At 55.9% G+C, this 19,259-nt stretch carries 15 protein-coding genes, 1 pseudogene and 1 riboswitch; of the genes and pseudogenes, 9 read left to right on the top strand and 7 right to left on the bottom strand.

All coding sequences use genetic code 11. The annotated features are described in order from the left end of the window. Nucleotides 1-101: 101 nt before the first annotated feature. The 3 genes and pseudogenes from gldA to ACSEMK_RS21380 form a co-directional block, all read right to left on the bottom strand. The gene (gldA, locus tag ACSEMK_RS21390; RefSeq protein ID WP_213317839.1) at nt 102-1,205 is read right to left on the bottom strand and encodes a bifunctional L-1,2-propanediol dehydrogenase/glycerol dehydrogenase; all 1,104 of its coding nucleotides are present in this window, start codon (nt 1,203-1,205) and stop codon (nt 102-104) included. Nucleotides 1,206-1,259: 54 nt separating this feature from the next. Further along, on the bottom strand, nt 1,260-1,922 hold the full coding sequence (gene fsa / locus ACSEMK_RS21385; RefSeq protein WP_004203684.1) for a fructose-6-phosphate aldolase: 663 nt from the start codon (nt 1,920-1,922) through the stop codon (nt 1,260-1,262). Nucleotides 1,923-2,127: 205 nt separating this feature from the next. Further along, a pseudogene (locus ACSEMK_RS21380) lies at nt 2,128-3,107 on the bottom strand (helix-turn-helix transcriptional regulator). A gap of 24 nt (nt 3,108-3,131) precedes the next feature. Here ACSEMK_RS21380 and zinT point away from each other — a divergent pair. Beyond that, a complete protein-coding gene (gene zinT / locus ACSEMK_RS21375) occupies nt 3,132-3,782 on the top strand; it encodes a metal-binding protein ZinT (protein WP_213317836.1) in 651 nt (216 codons plus the stop codon). A gap of 46 nt (nt 3,783-3,828) precedes the next feature. On the opposite strand, the gene ppc is transcribed toward zinT, so the two are convergent. Together ppc and argE are read right to left on the bottom strand one after the other, a co-directional pair. Continuing rightward, entirely contained in the window at nt 3,829-6,480 is a 2,652-nt protein-coding gene (gene ppc, locus ACSEMK_RS21370) for a phosphoenolpyruvate carboxylase (RefSeq protein ID WP_047047252.1), read from the bottom strand. Nucleotides 6,481-6,737: 257 nt separating this feature from the next. Then, the gene (gene argE, locus ACSEMK_RS21365) at nt 6,738-7,889 is read right to left on the bottom strand and encodes an acetylornithine deacetylase (RefSeq protein WP_430915436.1); all 1,152 of its coding nucleotides are present in this window, start codon (nt 7,887-7,889) and stop codon (nt 6,738-6,740) included. A gap of 113 nt (nt 7,890-8,002) precedes the next feature. On the opposite strand from argE, the gene argC reads away from it, so the two are divergent. The 4 genes from argC to oxyR all read left to right on the top strand — a co-directional run bounded on the left by argC (nt 8,003) and on the right by oxyR (nt 12,437). Then, nucleotides 8,003-9,007, top strand: coding sequence for an N-acetyl-gamma-glutamyl-phosphate reductase (gene argC / locus ACSEMK_RS21360; protein WP_213794913.1), 1,005 nt, complete (start codon nt 8,003-8,005; stop codon nt 9,005-9,007). A 9-nt stretch (nt 9,008-9,016) separates the two neighbouring features. Beyond that, complete coding sequence (argB, locus tag ACSEMK_RS21355; RefSeq protein WP_113374915.1) at nt 9,017-9,793, top strand: acetylglutamate kinase; 777 nt, start codon at nt 9,017-9,019, stop codon at nt 9,791-9,793. A 101-nt stretch (nt 9,794-9,894) separates the two neighbouring features. Continuing rightward, nucleotides 9,895-11,268 (top strand): argininosuccinate lyase, encoded by a 1,374-nt coding sequence (argH, locus tag ACSEMK_RS21350; protein ID WP_087858723.1) that lies wholly within the window; start codon nt 9,895-9,897, stop codon nt 11,266-11,268. A gap of 251 nt (nt 11,269-11,519) precedes the next feature. Continuing rightward, nucleotides 11,520-12,437, top strand: a complete 918-nt coding sequence (oxyR, locus tag ACSEMK_RS21345; protein WP_015368909.1) for a DNA-binding transcriptional regulator OxyR — start codon at nt 11,520-11,522, stop codon at nt 12,435-12,437. On the opposite strand, the gene sthA is transcribed toward oxyR, so the two are convergent. After that, the gene (gene sthA, locus ACSEMK_RS21340) at nt 12,420-13,820 is read right to left on the bottom strand and encodes a Si-specific NAD(P)(+) transhydrogenase (protein WP_015368908.1); all 1,401 of its coding nucleotides are present in this window, start codon (nt 13,818-13,820) and stop codon (nt 12,420-12,422) included. The two genes, oxyR and sthA, sit on opposite strands and share 18 nt — an antisense overlap. A 196-nt stretch (nt 13,821-14,016) precedes the next feature. On the opposite strand from sthA, the gene fabR reads away from it, so the two are divergent. Next, complete coding sequence (gene fabR, locus ACSEMK_RS21335; RefSeq protein WP_015368907.1) at nt 14,017-14,652, top strand: HTH-type transcriptional repressor FabR; 636 nt, start codon at nt 14,017-14,019, stop codon at nt 14,650-14,652. A 15-nt stretch (nt 14,653-14,667) separates the two neighbouring features. Next, nucleotides 14,668-15,027, top strand: coding sequence for a YijD family membrane protein (locus ACSEMK_RS21330; protein WP_045395329.1), 360 nt, complete (start codon nt 14,668-14,670; stop codon nt 15,025-15,027). 52 nt (nt 15,028-15,079) lie between these two features. On the opposite strand, the gene trmA is transcribed toward ACSEMK_RS21330, so the two are convergent. Next, complete coding sequence (gene trmA, locus ACSEMK_RS21325) at nt 15,080-16,180, bottom strand: tRNA (uridine(54)-C5)-methyltransferase TrmA (RefSeq protein ID WP_113374917.1); 1,101 nt, start codon at nt 16,178-16,180, stop codon at nt 15,080-15,082. Nucleotides 16,181-16,295: 115 nt separating this feature from the next. Continuing rightward, nucleotides 16,296-16,483, top strand: a riboswitch (cobalamin riboswitch). A 65-nt stretch (nt 16,484-16,548) separates the two neighbouring features. Here trmA and btuB point away from each other — a divergent pair. Then, nucleotides 16,549-18,396, top strand: a complete 1,848-nt coding sequence (gene btuB / locus ACSEMK_RS21320; protein WP_113374918.1) for a TonB-dependent vitamin B12 receptor BtuB — start codon at nt 16,549-16,551, stop codon at nt 18,394-18,396. Next, nucleotides 18,341-19,192: a glutamate racemase gene (gene murI / locus ACSEMK_RS21315; protein WP_015703959.1), complete on the top strand. Its 852-nt coding sequence runs from the start codon at nt 18,341-18,343 to the stop codon at nt 19,190-19,192. Before btuB ends, murI begins: the two co-directional genes overlap by 56 nt. Nucleotides 19,193-19,259 lie beyond the last annotated feature (67 nt).

The raw sequence follows: 19,259 nt of genomic DNA, 5'->3' as shown, positions 1-19,259 counted from the left end.
AAGGAAAAACGCACTATAAAACACATCCAGCGTGCGGGCAATTGGCGATAAAAGGAACATGAAAGAACACGCCCGGCAAACGCCGGGCGTAAAGGGAAAGGTTATTCCCACTCTTGCAGGAAACGCTGACCGTATTGGTCGGCCACCAGCAGCGCGGCGTAAACCTGATCGGCGCAGGCGCCGCCCGGCATATTGTGGATGGTTTCGCCTTCGGCGCAGGCGGCTTCCGCGACCGTGCGCATTTTAGCCGGGATGTCGCCTTTAATATCGAGCTGCGCCAGCGTGATGGGCAGGCCGACGCTGTGACACAACGCCGCCGCGGTCTCAATCTCTTCCACCGGCGCGTTTTCCAGCACCAGCTGCGTCAGCGTACCAAATGCGACTTTCTCGCCGTGGTAGAAGTGATGGGCGTCCGGGATGGCGGTCAGGCCGTTGTGAATCGCGTGCGCCGCCGCCAGCCCGCCACTCTCAAAGCCGACGCCGCTCAGGTAGGTGTTGGCTTCGATCACCCGTTCAAGCGCTGGAGTGACCACATGCTGCTCGGCGGCAAGCATCGCCTTTTCGCCTTCTTCAACTAGCGTGTTGTAGCAGAGTTCCGCTAACGCCAGCGCCGCCTGTGTGCACTTACCGCCCGCCATTGTGGTCGCGCCGCTGCGCGAGCAGGCGCGGGCTTCAAACCAGGTCGCCAGCGCATCGCCAATCCCGGCGGCCAGCAGGCGTGCTGGCGCGGCCGCGACGATCTGCGTATCAACAACCACCATGTTCGGGTTGTGCGGCAGCATCAGATAGCTTTCGAATTCGCCATCATCGGTATAGATAACAGACAACGCGCTGCACGGCGCATCGGTGGAGGCGATAGTTGGGGCTACTACCACCGGCAGATGCATATAGTGAGCCAGCGCTTTCGCGGTATCCAGCGTCTTGCCGCCGCCGATGCCGAGCACCGCATGGCATTGGGCGCTGCTGGCGATATCGCGCAGGCGGTTGATTTCATTTTGCGAACATTCACCGCCGAACGGGGCGATTTCGGCCACCAGACCAGCGCCGCTCAGGCTGGTACGCAGCTGCTCTTCGGCAAAGCCGAGAACGAACTTGTCGCCGATGATTAGCCAGCGTTCAGCCAGCGGTTTGAGATATTCGCCGAGGCGCTTGATGGCGCCAGCGCCCTGGATGTATTTACCGGGTGATTGAATAATGCGATCCATTTCGATTCCTCCTCGATGACCGTGCAAGCCGCCTGTTGGCGGCCGACGATCGGATTACAGGTTCAACGTGCCAAATGCGTTATTCCAGTCCTGCTCGAACTTCTCTATGGCTGACTCTACCGCAGGGGTGCCGAGCATTTGTTGCGCTACGTCTAAGGGGAGGGTGATAGCTTCGCAGCCGGCTAACAGGCAATCCAGCGCCTGGCGCGGGGTTTTGAAGCTCGCGGCCAGGACTTTGCTTTCCGGGGCGTGCATTTCCAGCAGGGATTGCAGTTCTTGCACCATGCGAATACCGTCACCGCCCTGGGCATCGACGCGGTTGACGTACGGCGCGACGTATTTCGCGCCGGCCAGCGCCGCGAGCAGTCCCTGGGAAGCGCTATAGACCGCGGTGCCAAGCGTAGGGATGCCTTCTTTTTTTAGCAGTTTGATGGCGGCGAGGCCTTCGGCGGTAACCGGGATCTTAACCACGATTCCTGGTACGGCGTTACTCAGGCGTTTGGCTTCAGCCACCATACCTTGCGCATCGCGACTCATGGTCTGCGCGAACAGAATACCTTCCGGGCCAACGGCTTTTTGCAGGCGCGGCAGCACGTCCCAAACCGGGGTTTTGCCGGCGGCGATGATGCTCGGGTTGGTGGTGACGCCAGCCAGCGGATAAATGCGGGCCAGACGTTCAACTTCAGCGACGTTCGCGGTGTCCAGATAGAGTTCCATAACCATTCCTCGATGTGTAATTCAATGATGTTGAGGTAAGGATACGGCTTCCGTTTGCCTGCCCGCCAGATGACAAATTTGCCAAAAACTGGATAAATGTACGCATTACGGTTAAGAGTGATTTAGATCACGTTTGTCCGTGTGATAGTACCTCCAGGCTGAAATAGCCTGCAGGTAGAAATCAGTAACTTACAAAAATCTAGTTTTACGGCGCAGAGGGGTTTTCCGTCAGCTGGCTATGGTACTGGCGGCGATACTCGGAAGGTGAACGTTCAGTATTCTTGCGAAACAGGCGGCAGAAGTAATTGCTGTCGGCGAAGCCGCAGGCGTGGGCGATATCTTTTACCTTCATATCATGACCCTTCAGCAGCATGCGCGCCTGTTCGAGACGGATATGATTGAGGTATTCGTTAAAGCCCATAGGTCCGCACTTCTGAAACAGATGCGAGAGATAGTTGGGAGAGAGATAAAACGCCTGTGCTACGGATTCCCGGCTCAGCGGCTCGGCGAAATGAATATCGATATATTGGCGGATCGCCTCGAATAGCGCCTGGCTGCGCGATGAGGTTTGCGCCTGGCTACCCAGTAGATCGGTACAGTGGCTGAGTAGGCTAATGACGATGCAGCGGGCGGTTTGCTGCTCCTGCGGCTGCATGCGTATTTCATTTAGCGCCTGTAGCAGAAATGAACCCACGCGCGGCCCGCGGCGCGGTACCTGAATCTTCTGGACCTGGGTTAGCGCTTCTCCGTTCCAGCGCTGCAGCGAAAATTCCAGCTGCTGTTTGCCGAATAAGATGCTTAGCAGCAGGCATGGGGTCTGCCATCGCGGCCAGTTCCAGCTATCGCTCGCAATATAGAGTACGTCACGCGCCTGCAGCGGCGCAGCGTTATCGCCGAGGGCGAGATCGTACAACTGCCCCTCAATGACGATATTCAGACGTGGAAAATCAACCTTGATCGCGGCGTCGGCTGGCGGGCGTGATTCTCCGGCAAAATGCACTTCTGCAATGCAGGTTTGTTTTTTCACTAATGAATCAATGAGCTGATTGATGCTGTTATCCATCCTTACCCCGCCAAAACGCCACGCATTTCATCATACCGGACATTTTTCCAGCGGTAAAAGTACGAACTCATCGTTATTGCTTCTCGATTAAGATATGTTATATCGTAACATTTTGTCGCAATCGATATTTAACTCAGGAGAGAGTAATGACCCGAAAGATCCCCATGCTCGCGTTTAGTTTCGGCATAGCGCTTGCCGGCGCTCAGGCTTTTGCCCACGGTAATCATAGTCATGGCCCGGCGTTAACTGAAACAGAACGCCAGGCCAGCGAAGGCATTTTTGCCGATAAAGATGTGAAGGATCGCGCGTTGAGCGATTGGGATGGCGTCTGGCAGTCAGTCTATCCGTATCTGCTGAATGGCGACCTTGATCCGGTGCTGGAGCAGAAGGCGAAAAAGCCCGGCGCCATGAGCGTGGAAGAGTATCGCGCCTATTACAAGAAAGGTTACGCCACCGATGTGGAGCAGATTGGCATCGAAGATGGGGTGATAGAGTTCCACGTCGGCAAGACTGTTAATAGCTGCAAATATACCTACTCAGGCTACAAAATTCTGCAATACGCCTCCGGCAAGAAGGGGGTTCGTTACCTGTTTGAGTGCCAACAGGGCGATGGTAACGCGCCGAAATTCGTCCAATTCAGCGACCACATTATTAGCCCGCGTAAATCACAGCATTTCCATATATTTATGGGCAATGAATCTCAGGAAGCCTTGCTGAAAGAGATGGATAACTGGCCGACCTATTATCCTTATGCGCTGCATAAAGAGCAGATCGTCGATGAGATGTTGCATCACTAAAATGAGAGGGAAAATCCCCCGGCCGGGCGGCCGGGGGAAACGGTGACTAGCCGGTATTACGCATCCCTGCCGCGACGCCGGCAATGGTGACCATCAGCGCTTGCTCAACGCGCGCATCCGGTTCCTCGCCAGCCTCTTCAGCCTGGCGCGAACGGTGCAACAGTTCGGCCTGCAGGACGTTAAGCGGGTCGGTATAGATGTTACGCAACTGGATGGATTCGGCGATCCACGGCAGGTCGGCCATCAGGTGGGAGTCATTAGCGATAGCCAGCACCACTTTGATATCGGCGGTTAACAGCTGACGTAGCTCTTCGCCTAGCTTCCACAGTTCCGGTTTCACCAGCCGCTGATCGTAGTACTCCGCCAGCCACAGGTCGGCTTTTGAGTAGACCATCTCCAGCATTCCGAGACGGGTCGAGAAGAATGGCCAATCGCGGCACATGCTTTCCAGCTCGCTTTGCTTACCGCCCTCGACCACTTTCTGCAGCGCGGCGCCGGCGCCCAGCCAGGCCGGCAGCATCAGGCGGTTCTGGGTCCAGGCGAAGATCCACGGGATGGCGCGCAGTGACTCGACGCCGCCGGTCGGGCGACGCTTCGCCGGGCGCGAGCCAAGCGGCAGTTTGCCCAGTTCCTGTTCCGGGGTCGCGGAGCGGAAATAAGGGACGAAGTCTTTATTTTCCCGCACGTAGCCGCGGTACATCTTGCAGGAGACGTCGGACAGCTCGGCCATGATTTCGCGCCACTGCGGTTTTGGTTCCGGCGGCGGCAGCAGGTTGGCTTCCAGAATCGCGCTGGTGTACAACGACAGGCTGCTGATGGTCACTTCCGGCAGGCCGTACTTAAAGCGGATCATCTCGCCCTGTTCGGTGACGCGCAGCCCGCCTTTCAGGCTGCCCGGCGGCTGCGAGAGCAGCGCCGCGTGGGCCGGCGCGCCGCCGCGACCGATGGAGCCGCCGCGACCATGGAACAGCGTCAGTTCAATACCGGCTTTTTCGCAGGTTTTGATCAGCGCGTCCTGGGCCTGGTACTGGGCCCAGGAGGCGGCCATGACGCCAGCATCTTTGGCCGAGTCGGAATAACCGATCATGACCATCTGTTTGCCCTGAATAAAGCCGCGATACCAGTCAATATTCAGCAACTGAGTCATGACGTCGTTGGCGTTGTTCAGGTCGTCCAGCGTTTCAAACAGCGGCGCAACCGGCAGCGCGAAGCCGATACCGGCTTCTTTTAACAGCAAATGAACCGCCAGCACGTCGGACGGCGTTTTGGCCATTGAGATCACATAAGCAGCGATCGATCCACGCGGCGCTTCGGCGATCACTTTGCAGGTGTCGAGAACTTCGCGGGTCTCTTCGCTCGGCTCCCACTGACGCGGCAGCAGCGGGCGTTTGGAGTTCAGTTCACGGATCAGGAAGGCCTGCTTGTCGGCTTCCGACCAGCTTTCATAATCGCCGATCCCGAGGTAGCGGGTCATTTCGCCCAGCGCTTCGGTGTGGCGGGTGCTTTCCTGACGAATATCGATACGCACCAGCGGTACGCCGAAAGATTTCACCCGGCGCAGGGTATCAAGCAGTTCGCCGTTGGCGATGATGCCCATGCCGCAGGCCTGGAGCGATTTATAGCAGGCATACAGCGGTTCCCACAGCTGTTCGTTTTGCGTGATAAGCCCTGCCGGTTTCGGCAGTTTTTGCCCTTTCAGGCGAGCTTCCAGCCAGGCCTGGGTCTCCATCAACTGACTACGCAGCTTTTTCATCAGATAACGATACGGCTCTTGCGCGCCTTCCGCGCCGGCCAAATCGCGGAGCTCGTCGGTGCATTCGACCATCGACAGCTCAGAGATAAGCACCTGGATATCTTTCAGGAACAAATCGGTCGCTTTCCAGCGGCTGAGCAACAGCACGTGGCGGGTGATATCGGCGGTGACGTTCGGGTTGCCGTCACGGTCGCCGCCCATCCAGGAGGTGAAGCGTACCGGGACGAAATCAACCGGTAGCTGGTAGCCGAGGTTGGCTTCCAGCTGTTCGTTCAGCTCGCGCAGATAGTTCGGCACGCCTTCCCACAGGCTGTTTTCAACTACCGCGAAACCCCATTTGGCTTCATCGACCGGAGAAGGGCGGTATTTACGAATTTCATCGGTATGCCAGGATTGGGCGATCAGTTGGCGCAGGCGGCGCATCAGCTGATTGTGCTCATAGTCGGCGATATCTTTGTTATCCAACTGCTTAAGGCAGTTGTTGACTTCCACCATTTTGTGGATCAGCGTCCGGCGGGTGATCTCGGTCGGGTGAGCGGTTAACACCAGCTCCAGAGACAGGGATTCCACCGCTTTTTTAATGGTGTCTTCGTTGAGATTGGGTTGGTCTTTGAGTTTTCTCAGGGTACGCGCAATAACTTCCGGATTACTGGCGGCTTCGCCGTTGGGCGAAATGCTGTGATATTGCTCAGCGGTATTGGCCAGATTCAAAAACTGGCTAAAGGCGCGCGCCACCGGCAGCAGCTCGTCGTTGGACAAGTTTTGCAGCGTGGTGAGCAGCTCCTGGCGATTGGCTTCATTGCCCGCGCGAGAAGATTTGGACAACTTACGGATAGTTTCGACTCGATCAAGAATGTTTTCTCCTAGCGCATCCTTGATGGTGTCGCCCAGCACCTTACCGAGCATACTGACATTACTACGCAAAGCGGAATATTGTTCGTTCATGTTACCCCAGACACCCCATCTCATTTTATTTTGTTATATCCGGCGCTCCGTGATTTGAGCAGTGGATAAGCAACCCGTCTTTTATAAAGCCACGTAAATACCCCCGCGTCAATTGCTGCGAAATCGCTTCAGCAAACGAATAAATAGCGATAATTTGCGAAAGTTAACTCAGCGGTCGGCGGATAAGCATTACTTATGGAAGTGTGACGATCGTCACTCTCCCGCCTCCGGACGCGAAGGCGGGAAAATAGCAGCGATTAATGCCAGCAGAAGTGATGGACAACTTGGGTGATGAGCTCGCGCGTCGGCTTAATAAACCGCGTCTCCAGATATTCATCCGGCTGGTGGGCCTGGTTGATGGAGCCCGGACCTAACACCAGCGTAGGACACAGCGTCTGGATAAACGGCGCTTCGGTGCAGTAGTTCACCACTTCGGTCTGCGCGCCGAGCAGTTTTTCAACCACTTCTACCAGCTTGTGGTCCGGAGGGCATTCATAGCCAGGGATCGGTGGATGCAGCTCAGAGACCGTCAGACGCCCCGGCCAGCGTTCGCCCACCGGCGCCAGCGCTTCATCCAGCAGGCCGTTCAGGTCGTTAAGCGTCATACCCGGCAATGGACGAATATCCATGTGCAACTCGCAGCAGGCGCAGATGCGGTTGGATGCATCGCCGCCGTGAATAGCGCCCAGGTTGAGCGTCGGATAAGGCACGGTGAAGGCGGCGTAGTGGTAACGCTCTTTTAAGTCATCGCGCAGTTGCATGATGCGGCCAATCGCATCGTGCATCAGTTCGATAGCGTTCACGCCGCGCGCCGGGTCGCTGGAGTGGCCGGACTGGCCCAGTACGCGTACCGCTGTTGAAATGTGGCCTTTATGCGCCCGTACCGGCTGCAGCGAGGTCGGCTCGCCGATGATCGCGCAATCCGGGCGCAGCTGTGTGGTTTCGGCGAAGTAGCGCGCGCCCGCCATGCTGGTTTCTTCGTCAGCGGTAGCCAGTATATACAGCGGTTTTTTCAATTTACTGACGTCAACGTCGCGCAGGGCATCGAGGATAAACGCGAAGAAGCCTTTCATATCGGCCGTGCCGAGTCCGTAGAGTTTGTTGTCGTGCTCGGTAAGGGTAAACGGGTCGCGAGTCCAGCGGCCATCGTCGAAAGGCACGGTATCGGTATGCCCGGCGAGCAGCAGGCCGCCAGCGCCGTGGCCGGTACTGGCCAACATATTGAATTTATTACGCGTCTCAGGTACCGGCTGGATCTCGACGTTAAAGCCCAGATCGCGGAACCAGCCGCCGAGTAAATTGATTAAAGACTCATTGCTTTGATCCAGCGCTTCTTCGGTCGCGCTGATGGAAGGTGTGGCGATCAATGCGCGGTAAATCTCGATAAAGGGCGGTAAATTGTTTTTCATTGTTGACACACCTCTGGTCATGATAGTATCAATATTCATGCAGTATTTGTGAATAAAAATACAATATCGTTGAGCGCAATAAAACCCATCGAATGTAAGGAGATGCTCTTCCAATGCTAAATACGCTGATCGTGGGAGCTAGTGGCTATGCCGGCGCAGAGCTGGTGGCCTATGTAAATCGCCACCCTCATATGAACATAACCGCTTTGACCGTCTCCGCGCAAAGTAATGATGCTGGAAAGTTCATTTCCGATATACATCCGCAGCTGAAAGGTATTGTCGACCTGCCGCTGCAGGCGATGTCTGATATCAGCGAATTTAGCGCTGGCGCGGATGTGGTGTTCCTCGCGACCGCGCATGAAGTTAGCCACGATCTGGCGCCGCAGTTTTTGGCCGCGGGCTGCGTGGTGTTCGATTTGTCCGGCGCGTTTCGCGTCAACGATGGCGCGTTCTACGAAAAATACTACGGTTTCACTCATCGGCATCCGGACCTGCTCAAACAGGCGGTATACGGCCTGGCGGAGTGGAACGTCGAAGCATTGAAAGAGACGAATTTGATCGCGGTGCCTGGCTGCTACCCGACGGCGGCGCAGCTGTCGTTAAAACCGCTGATCGATGCCGGTCTGCTGGATCTGAAGCAGTGGCCGGTGATCAACGCCACCAGCGGCGTCAGCGGCGCCGGTCGTAAGGCGGCGATGAGCAATAGCTTTTGTGAAGTCAGCCTGCAGCCGTACGGCGTTTTCAATCATCGCCATCATCCAGAAATTGCCACCCATCTGGGCGCAGAGGTGATCTTCACTCCCCATTTGGGCAATTTTAAACGCGGTATTCTTGAAACCATTACCTGTCGCCTGAAGCCGGGCGTCGGTAAAGAGCAGGTTGCAGAGGTCTTCCAGCAGGCCTATGCCAATAAGCCGTTGGTCCGTTTATACGATAAAGGCGTACCGGCGCTGAAAAATGTGGTTGGGCTGCCATTCTGTGATATCGGTTTTGCCGTCCAGGATGAACATATTATCGTCGTGGCCGCAGAAGATAACCTGCTGAAAGGCGCGGCAGCGCAGGCCGTGCAGTGCGCTAACATTCGTTTCGGCTTCGCTGAGACGCAGTCTTTAATTTAAGGTGTGATGATGAACAATCCATTGATTATCAAACTTGGCGGCGTGTTGTTGGATAGCGAAGAAGCGCTGGAACGTCTGTTTACCGCGCTGGTGCACTACCGCGAAACACACCAGCGTCCGCTGGTTATCGTCCACGGCGGCGGCTGCGTGGTGGATGAGCTGATGAAACAGCTTAATCTGCCGGTGAAAAAGAAAAATGGCCTGCGCGTAACGCCTGCCGATCAGATTGACATCATTACCGGCGCGCTGGCGGGAACCGCCAACAAAACGCTGCTGGCATGGGCGAAAAAGCATGGTCTGGCTTCGGTAGGGCTGTTCCTCGGCGATGGCGATAGCGTGAAGGTGACTCAGTTGGATGAAGAACTGGGCCACGTTGGTAAAGCGCAGGCAGGCTCGCCGACGCTTATCAATACGCTGTTGGCGGGCGGCTACCTGCCTGTCGTGAGCTCGATCGGCGTCACCGACCAAGGACAACTGATGAACGTCAACGCCGATCAGGCAGCGACGGCGCTGGCGGCGACGCTGGGCGCGGATCTTATCTTGCTGTCCGATGTTAGCGGCATTCTCGACGGTAAAGGTCAGCGGATTGCGGAAATGACCGCCTCCAGGGCCGAGCAACTGATTGAACAGGGCATTATTACCGACGGCATGATCGTGAAAGTGAACGCGGCGCTGGACGCGGCGCGCGAGCTGGGCCGTCCGGTAGATATCGCCTCCTGGCGCCATGCCGAGCAGCTGCCGGCATTATTTAACGGTACCCCGATCGGTACGCGTATTTTGGCTTAAGATTGAATGCCCGGCAGCGCGTTGCTTGCCGGGGCAACAAGACCGTAGGCCGGGTAAGCGTAGCGCGACCCGGCAGAACTCACGAATTAAGGAAGCATGTTATGGCACTTTGGGGCGGGCGTTTTACACAGGCAGCAGATCAGCGGTTCAAACAATTCAACGACTCTTTACGCTTTGACTATCGTCTGGCGGAACAGGATATCGTGGGATCCGTCGCCTGGTCCAAAGCGCTGGTAACCGTAGGCGTACTGACCGCCGATGAGCAGCTGCAGCTGGAAGAGGCGCTGAACGTCTTGCTGGAAGAGGTACGCGCCAACCCGCAGCAAATCCTTGAAAGCGATGCCGAAGATATCCATAGCTGGGTCGAAGGAAAACTGATCGATAAAGTCGGCCAGTTGGGCAAAAAACTGCATACTGGACGTAGTCGTAATGACCAGGTCGCCACCGATCTCAAGCTGTGGTGCAAAGAGACCGTCACCGAGCTGCTGTCCGCGACCCGCCAACTGCAAAGCGCGCTGGTGGAAACCGCGGGCAACAATCAGGACGCGGTGATGCCGGGTTATACCCATCTGCAGCGCGCCCAGCCGGTGACTTTTGCGCACTGGTGTCTGGCCTACGTTGAAATGCTGGCCCGTGATGAAAGCCGCCTGCAGGATGCGCTCAAGCGCCTTGATGTCAGCCCGCTGGGCTGCGGCGCGCTGGCGGGAACCGCTTATGAAATCGACCGTGAACAGCTGGCCGGTTGGTTGGGTTTCGCATCGGCGACCCGTAACAGCCTCGATAGCGTCTCCGATCGCGATCACGTGCTGGAGCTGCTTTCCGATGCCTCTATCGGCATGGTGCACCTGTCGCGTTTTGCCGAAGATCTGATTTTCTTCAATACCGGCGAAGCGGGTTTTGTTGAATTGTCTGACCGCGTTACTTCCGGCTCGTCGCTGATGCCGCAGAAGAAAAACCCGGATGCGCTGGAACTGATCCGCGGTAAATGCGGCCGCGTGCAGGGCGCGCTGACCGGCATGATGATGACCCTGAAAGGGCTACCGCTGGCCTACAACAAAGATATGCAGGAAGACAAAGAAGGGCTGTTCGATGCGCTGGACACCTGGCTCGACTGCCTGCACATGGCGGCGCTGGTGCTGGACGGTATCCAGGTGAAACGTCCGCGCTGTGCGGAAGCGGCGCAGCAGGGTTACGCCAACGCTACCGAGCTGGCGGATTACCTGGTAGCAAAAGGCGTTCCGTTCCGTGAAGCACACCATATCGTCGGTGAAGCGGTGGTTGAAGCGATTGCTCAGGGCAAAGCGCTGGAAGATTTACCGTTAAGCGACCTGCAAAAGTTCAGCAACGTTATCGGCGATGACGTCTATCCGATCCTGTCGTTGCAGTCCTGCCTTGATAAACGTGCGGCCAAAGGCGGCGTCTCGCCGCAGCAGGTGACGCAGGCGATTGCCGACGCCAGACAGCGCCTGGTGTAAGAGATTGCACCGGTGTTGAATGAGCCTGGGTACTCCCCGGGCTTTTTTACGTAAAAAAAAGCGGACACGAAGTCCGCAAAAGTTCACGTTGGCTTTAGTTGTTCGGGTAGGGAAACTGTGAGGCGACTCAATGATTTTCAGATGTTCTCCTCGTTTCTGTGGTTATTATTGAACAGAAAACTTGATAGGGATAATCGTTCGTTGCTATTCTATCTATCGCCATGGACTATCGTGGCGATGGAGGATGAATAATGAATATTCGCGATCTTGAATACCTGGTAGCGCTGGCTGAACATCGCCACTTCCGACGTGCGGCAGATTCCTGCCACGTCAGTCAGCCCACGCTCAGCGGACAAATTCGCAAGCTGGAAGATGAACTTGGGGTGATGTTGCTGGAGCGCACCAGCCGTAAGGTTCTGTTCACTCAGGCGGGTTTGCTGCTGGTGGATCAGGCGCGTACCGTGCTACGCGAAGTAAAAGTGCTCAAGGAGATGGCAAGCCAGCAAGGGGAAACCATGTCCGGGCCGCTGCATATCGGCCTGATCCCGACGGTGGGGCCATATTTGCTGCCGCACATAATCCCGATGCTGCATCAGACTTTCCCGAAGCTGGAAATGTATCTGCATGAGGCGCAAACCCATCAGCTGCTGGCGCAGCTCGATAGCGGTAAGCTCGACTGCGCGATCCTCGCGCTGGTCAAAGAGAGTGAAGCCTTTATCGAAGTGCCGCTGTTCGATGAGCCGATGATGCTGGCTATCTACGAAGACCATCCGTGGGCAGAGCGCGATCGCGTTCCGATGGCGGATTTAGCGGGTGAAAAGCTATTGATGCTGGAAGACGGACACTGTCTGCGCGACCAGGCGATGGGCTTCTGCTTTGAAGCGGGTGCGGATGAAGATACCCACTTCCGGGCGACTAGCCTTGAAACGCTGCGCAACATGGTTGCCGCCGGAAGTGGTATTACGCTGCTGCCGGCGCTGGCGGTGCCGCAGGAGAGAAAACGCGATGGCGTGGTCTATATTCCGTGCATTAAGCCGGAACCAAGACGTACCATCGGGCTGGTTTATCGTCCTGGTTCGCCGCTGCGTAGCCGCTATGAGCATCTGGCGGAGGCCATCCGCAGTACTATGGATGGCCACTTTGATAAGGCGTTAAAAGAGGCGGTTTAAGCCGTTTAACGCCGCTACCCGATAGGCTTCGGCCATGGTCGGGTAGTTAAAGGTGGTGTTAACGAAGTACTCAATGGTGTTACCGCCACCTTTCTGCTCCATAATCGCCTGACCGATATGAATAATTTCGGCCGCGCGCTCACCAAAGCAGTGGATACCGAGGATCTCTTTCGTCTCACGATGGAACAGAATCTTCAGCGTACCTACGCTCATACCGACGATTTGCGCCCGCGCCAGATGTTTAAACTGCGCGCGACCCACCTCATAAGGCACCTTCATGGCGGTTAGCTGCTGCTCGGTTTTACCCACTGAGCTGATTTCTGGAATGGTGTAGATCCCGGTCGGGATATCTTCAATCAGATGCGCGGAGGCTTCGCCTTTGATCAGCGCCTGTGCGGCGATGCGCCCCTGATCGTAAGCCGCTGACGCCAGGCTCGGATAACCGATAACGTCGCCGACGGCATAGATATGCGGCAGAGCGGTCTGATACATGCTGTTCACTTTCAGCTGGCCGCGGCTGTCGGTTTGCAGACCGATATTTTCCAGCGCCAGGGTGTCGGTGTTACCGGTACGGCCGTTGGCATACAGCAGACAGTCAGCTTTCAGCTTCTTACCGGATTTCAGATGCATGATCACGCCATCATCAACGCCTTCGATTTTCTCGTACTCTTCGTTGTGGCGGATAACCACGCCGCTGTTCCAGAAGTGATAGGAGAGCGAATCGGACATCTCCTGATCGAGGAACGCCAGTAGACGATCGCGGGTATTGATCAGATCGACCTTCACCTCCATACCGCGGAAGATCGACGCGTACTCGCAGCCGATCACCCCGGCGCCGTAAATGATCACATGGCGCGGTTCGTGGTGCAGGCTAAGAATGGAATCGCTGTCGTAAATACGCGGGTGGTGGAAATCGACGTCGGCCGGATGATACGGGCGCGAGCCGCAGGCGATAACGAATTTCTCGGCGGTGACCGTTTCTACGGTGCCATCGTGACACTCCAGCGCCAGCGTGTGCTCATCAACAAAGTGGGCGTTGCCCTGCAGAATTTCGCAGTGGTTGCGCTCATAGAAACCCTGACGCATATGGGTTTGCTGGTTAATGACGCTGTCGGCATGGTTGAGGATGTCGGCGAAGGAAGAACGGAGAAGACGGGAATGGTCGCTGTAGAGGGGGTTTTGGTTAAACTCAATAATACGGCTGACGGCATGGCGAAGCGCTTTTGACGGGATGGTTCCCCAGTGGGTACAACCACCGCCGACGTTATGGTAGCGCTCGATAACGGCAACACGAGCTCCCTGTTTCACCAGTCCCATCGCGGCGCCTTCGCCGCCAGGACCGGAACCAATCACTATTGCATCATAATCCCAAGAGTGTGACATGGCATTACTCACCTGTTTTATACACAAAATAAACACGATGATAACATTTGGCGAGCTTTAACCCAATTATCGTTGTGCTTTTTTGCGGCATAAAAGCAGAAACGGCTCATAAACAATCATTCACAATCCAGTACAAACCGATTAGTTTTAATCTCTGGTATAGTGCCGACAGGGCTATTGGAAGGATTCATACATCGTGATGGGCGTAAGAGCACAACAAAAAGAAAAAACCCGCCGCTCGCTGGTGGAAGCGGCATTTAGCCAACTTAGCGCTGAGCGAAGCTTTGCCAGCCTGAGCTTGCGCGAGGTTGCGCGGGAAGCAGGGATCGCGCCGACGTCCTTTTATCGTCATTTTCGCGATGTCGATGAGTTAGGCCTGACGATGGTAGACGAAAGCGGGCTAATGCTGCGCCAGCTGATGCGCCAGGCGCGCCAGCGCATTGCGAAAGGCGGCAGCGTGATCCGCACCTCCGTCTCTACCTTTATGGAGTTTATTGGTAACAACCCGAACGCCTTCCGCCTGCTGTTGCGTGAGCGTTCTGGCACATCCGCGGCGTTTCGAGCCGCTGTAGCGCGCGAGATCCAGCATTTCATCGCGGAACTTGCCGACTATTTAGAACTCGAAAACCATATGCCGCGCGCCTTTACTGAAGCGCAGGCTGAAGCTATGGTCACCATCGTATTCAACGCCGGTGCGGAAGCGTTGGACGTTAGTCCGGAGCAGCGCCGACAGCTGGAAGAGCGGCTGGTACTGCAGCTCAGAATGATTTCAAAAGGCGCGTATTACTGGTATCGCCGTGAACAAGAAAAAATGTCACATCATTCCGAATAACGTGAAGGACGAGCAATGAAACACTCAGTTCAAGATAAAGGTACGCTACTGCTGGCGCTGATCGCGGGTTTGTCCATTAATGGCACCTTCGCCGCGCTGTTCAGCTCAATCGTTCCCTTTTCCATCTTCCCGGTTCTGTCGCTGCTGCTGACGGTGTACTGCCTGCACCAGCGCTATCAGAACCGCAGTATGCCAGTCGGGCTGCCGGGGCTTTCCGCCGCCTGCTTTATTCTCGGCGTCCTGCTGTATAGCACCGTGGTGCGCGCAGAATATCCGGATATCGGCTCTAACTTCTTCCCGGCGGTGCTGTCCGTCGTGATGGTGTTCTGGATCGGTTACAAGATGCGCAACCGCAAAGATACCGCGGCGGAGTAATCCGCCAGGCAATAACCCGGCAACGTTGCGTTCGCCGGGTTTTTTTATGCGTTTATTTCTTCGTTAACAGGACGCCGCATTCCATATGGTGGGTATACGGGAACTGATCGAATAGCGCCAGGCGGGTGACATTGTGCGTCTGGCTGAGGGTTTCCAGGTTCTGGCACAGTGTTTCCGGGTTGCAGGAGATATAGAGAATTCGCGGATAGGCCTGGACCATTTTTTCTGTCTCGCTATCCAGCCCGCTGCGCGGCGGATCGACAAAAATGGTCTCGCACTGATAGCTCTGCAGATCGATGCCCTGCAGGCGATTAAACTGCCGCACGCCGTTCATCGCCTGGGTAAACTCTTCCGCCGCCATGCGGATAATTTGCACGTTATCGATATGGTTGGCGGCAATATTGTATTGCGCGGAGGCGACTGACGGTTTAGCGATTTCCGTCGCCAGCACGCGCTCGAAGTTACGCGCCAGCGCCAGCGAGAAGTTGCCGTTGCCGCAGTAGAGCTCCAGCAGATCGCCGGTGGAACCTTTGGTGACGTCCAGCGCCCACTCCAGCATCTGAATATTCATCGCCGCGTTTGGCTGGGTAAAGCTGTTTTCCACCTGACGATAGATCATTTCGCGCCCGCCAACCGGCAGACGTTCATCGACATAATCCCTATCGAGCTCAATTTTGGTTTTAGTGGCGCGGCCAATCAGCTGCACGTTGAGGTTTTGCGCGCGTAGGGCATCGCGCAGCGCTTCCGCCTGCTGGCGCCACTCGTCGTCGAGCTTTTTATGATAGAGCAGCGAGACGATGGCCTGGTTGCTCATGGTCGTCAGATAATCAATCTGGAAAAGCTTATGGCGCAGGACCGGGTTATGGCGCACGCCGTCGAGCATTGCCGGCATCAGCTGGTTGATGAGCTCGCTGGCGGCCGGGAAGGTATCGACGCGAATACGCGACTTGGTCTGCTGATCGAAGATGATGTGATAGAGGTCGTCGCCGTCGTGCCACAGGCGAAATTCAGCGCGCATCCGGTAGTGGCTGACCGGCGAACGAAACACCTCCGGAACCGGCGCGGCAAAAGGGGCCATCATTTTCTGCAAACGGACGACTTTTTCTGCCAGTTGCGCTTCGTATTGCTCGGTAGGAAGGTGTTCGGGGGTCATGATGCATCCTGAATAAAATAAGTACGCGGGGATTGTAGGGAAAGCATTGGGGATGTCCAGCCCTCGTTGCGGATGAAATATCGTTATAGCAGTCTGGACATCTATATGTTTCTAATTGTAGCATCTTGCAACCGGTCCTCTGAGTTAATAGGGAATCCAGTGCGAATCTGGAGCTGACGCGCAGCGGTAAGGAAAGGCGAGAAATAAGCGCACTCGGTGCAGACACTGCGGTTAGCCGTGGGAAGTCATTATTTCTTAAAGCAGCCTCCAAGCCCGAAGACCTGCCGGATACGTCGCATTTGGTTTCTATCATCGCGAGCTACTGATAGAGCCGGCGGCATCCTCTCTATATTATGGATGCTTTTACAATGATTAAAAAAGCTTCGCTGATGACGGCTTTATCCGTCACGGCATTTTCCGGCTGGGCGCAGGACAGCAATTCAAATACGTTAGTGGTGACGGCAAACCGTGTGGCGCAACCTATCGAGACCGTGCTGGCGCCGGTGAGCGTGGTGACGCGGCAGGATATCGATCGCTGGCAGTCAACCTCTCTCACCGATGTGATGCGCCGCCTGCCGGGCGTGGACATCGCGCAAAACGGCGGCATGGGGCAGCAGAGCTCTCTTTTCGTACGCGGCACCAACTCCAGCCATGTCTTAATTTTGGTGGATGGCGTGCGTCTGAATCAGGCGGGCGTCAGCGGCTCTTCCGACTTAAGCCAGTTCCCTATCGCTCTGGTGCAGCGCATTGAATACGTTCGCGGCCCGCGCTCGGCGGTCTACGGCTCAGACGCGATTGGCGGGGTGGTGAACATTATTACCACTCGCGACCAGGACGGCACAACGCTCAATGCCGGCGTGGGCTCAAATGGCTACCAGAACTATGGCGGCAGCACGCAGCAGACTTTCGGCGGTAATACCCGCGTCACCCTGGCGGGAGACTATACCTATACCAAAGGCTTTGATGTGGTTGCGGAAGGCAATACCGGCGGCGTTCGCCAGCCGGATCGCGATGGCTTTATGAGCAAAACGATCTACGGCGCGCTGGAGCATAGCTTCTCCAATGAGTGGAGCGGCTTTGTGCGCGGGTACGGCTATGACAACCGGACGGCCTACGACGGCTCTCCTTATGGCGGCGTATTAGTCGACACTCGCCAGCTGTACAGCCAGACCTGGGATGCCGGCCTGCGTTTTAATCAGGATATCTTCCACTCGCAGCTGACTTCCAGCTATAGCCACAGCAAGGACTACAATTACGATCCGCGACTGGGGCGCTATGACACCTCGGCGACGCTGGATGAAGTGAAACAGTACAACGTGCAGTGGGCGAACACGGTCGATGTTGGCCACGGCAACGTTGGCGCTGGAATCGACTGGCAGAAACAAACCACCGAGCCTGGCACGAACTATGTGACCGAAGGCTACGAAATCCGTAATACCGGCCTGTTTCTCACTGGCTTGCAAAAGTTGGGCGATTTCACCCTGGAAGGGGCGGCGCGTAGTGATGATAACTCGCAGTTTGGCCAGCACGGTACCTGGCAGAGCAGCGCCGCGTGGGAGTTTATCGACGGCTATCGCTTTATCGCCTCTTATGGCACCGCCTACAAAGCGCCGAATCTCGGCCAGCTGTACGGCTTCTATGGTAATCAGAATCTCGACCCGGAAGAGAGCAAGCAGTGGGAAGGGGCCTTTGAAGGCCTGACGTCTGGGGTGACATGGCGGCTGTCCGGGTATCGTAATGACATCGATAATCTGATCGACTACGACTCGCAGCTGATGAAATATTACAACGTCGGCAAGGCGCGTATTAAAGGTATTGAAGCGACGGCGTCGTTTGATACCGGGCCGCTGGCGCACAGTATCAGCTATGACTATGTCGATGCGCGTGATGCGAAAACCAACGAGCTGCTGGTGCGCCGGGCAAAACAACAGGTGAAATACCAGCTGGACTGGCAGGTTTATGATTTCGACTGGGGTGTGACCTATCACTATCTTGGCACCCGTTATGACAACACTTACGACCCGGTAACCTATGCGCCTGAGAGCGTTAAGTTGGGCGGCGTCAGCTTGTGGGATCTCGCAGTTTCGTATCCAGTCACCTCACATCTCACAGTTCGTGGTAAAATAGCCAACCTGTTCGATAAAGATTACGAGACAGTATATGGCTACCAAACTGCAGGACGGGAATACACCTTGTCTGGCAGCTACACCTTCTGATCCACGTCCCACCGTGCTGGTGTTTGATTCCGGCGTCGGTGGGTTGTCGGTATATAACGAGATTCGGCAGCTTCTGCCGGATCTACATTACATTTATGCTTTCGATAACGTTGCCTTCCCCTATGGCGAGAAGAGCGAAGAGTTTATCGTTGAGCGTGTTGTTGAGATCGTGACTGCCGTTCAGCAACGCTATCCTCTGGCGCTGGCGGTCATCGCCTGTAATACCGCCAGTACCGTTTCCCTGCCAGCCCTACGTGAAAAGTTCGCTTTCCCGGTGGTCGGCGTCGTACCTGCGATTAAACCTGCCGCGCGCTTAACGGCGAACGGTATTGTCGGCCTGCTGGCGACGCGCGGTACCGTCAAGCGTCCTTATACTCGTGAACTCATTGACCGCTTTGCCAATGAATGCCGCATCGAAATGCTGGGTTCCGCTGAGCTGGTGGAACTGGCCGAGGCGAAGCTGCACGGCGAAGCGGTACCGTTGGAAGAGCTGCGTCGAATTCTGCGTCCATGGCTACGGATGCAGGAACCGCCTGATACGGTCGTATTAGGTTGTACGCACTTCCCGCTACTGGCGGAAGAGTTGCAACAGGTCATGCCGGAAGGAACGCGGTTTATTGATTCCGGCGCGGCGATTGCTCGACGCACCGCATGGCTGCTGGAGCATGAAGCGCCGGATGCAAAATCGAATGATGCCAATAAGGCTTTTTGCATGGCGATTACCCCGGATACTGAACAACTTTTACCCGTTTTACAGCGTTATGGCTTTGAAACGCTGGAAAAACTACCGCTTTAAAGGCGTTTTGCGCAAAAAAGAGACGGTTGAAAAGTTTTTTGAAAACAGGGCTTGTCAACGTCTCAGA

Source organism: Klebsiella sp. K-3 (assembly GCF_051207495.1).
Classification (GTDB): domain Bacteria; phylum Pseudomonadota; class Gammaproteobacteria; order Enterobacterales; family Enterobacteriaceae; genus Klebsiella; species Klebsiella aerogenes.
Note: the sequence above shows the minus strand (reverse complement) of the source record. Positions and strands in the feature narration are given on the sequence as shown.

Excerpts from the sequence above, each read along its gene's own strand:
- gldA (WP_213317839.1), bottom strand. The coding sequence starts at position 1,205 with ATGGATCGCATTATTCAATCACCCGGTAAATACATCCAGGGCGCTGGC.
- fsa (WP_004203684.1), bottom strand. The coding sequence starts at position 1,922 with ATGGAACTCTATCTGGACACCGCGAACGTCGCTGAAGTTGAACGTCTG.
- zinT (WP_213317836.1), top strand. The coding sequence starts at position 3,132 with ATGACCCGAAAGATCCCCATGCTCGCGTTTAGTTTCGGCATAGCGCTT.
- ppc (WP_047047252.1), bottom strand. The coding sequence starts at position 6,480 with ATGAACGAACAATATTCCGCTTTGCGTAGTAATGTCAGTATGCTCGGT.
- argE (WP_430915436.1), bottom strand. The coding sequence starts at position 7,889 with ATGAAAAACAATTTACCGCCCTTTATCGAGATTTACCGCGCATTGATC.
- argC (WP_213794913.1), top strand. The coding sequence starts at position 8,003 with ATGCTAAATACGCTGATCGTGGGAGCTAGTGGCTATGCCGGCGCAGAG.
- argB (WP_113374915.1), top strand. The coding sequence starts at position 9,017 with ATGAACAATCCATTGATTATCAAACTTGGCGGCGTGTTGTTGGATAGC.
- argH (WP_087858723.1), top strand. The coding sequence starts at position 9,895 with ATGGCACTTTGGGGCGGGCGTTTTACACAGGCAGCAGATCAGCGGTTC.
- oxyR (WP_015368909.1), top strand. The coding sequence starts at position 11,520 with ATGAATATTCGCGATCTTGAATACCTGGTAGCGCTGGCTGAACATCGC.
- sthA (WP_015368908.1), bottom strand. The coding sequence starts at position 13,820 with ATGTCACACTCTTGGGATTATGATGCAATAGTGATTGGTTCCGGTCCT.
- ACSEMK_RS21330 (WP_045395329.1), top strand. The coding sequence starts at position 14,668 with ATGAAACACTCAGTTCAAGATAAAGGTACGCTACTGCTGGCGCTGATC.
- trmA (WP_113374917.1), bottom strand. The coding sequence starts at position 16,180 with ATGACCCCCGAACACCTTCCTACCGAGCAATACGAAGCGCAACTGGCA.
- btuB (WP_113374918.1), top strand. The coding sequence starts at position 16,549 with ATGATTAAAAAAGCTTCGCTGATGACGGCTTTATCCGTCACGGCATTT.
- murI (WP_015703959.1), top strand. The coding sequence starts at position 18,341 with ATGGCTACCAAACTGCAGGACGGGAATACACCTTGTCTGGCAGCTACA.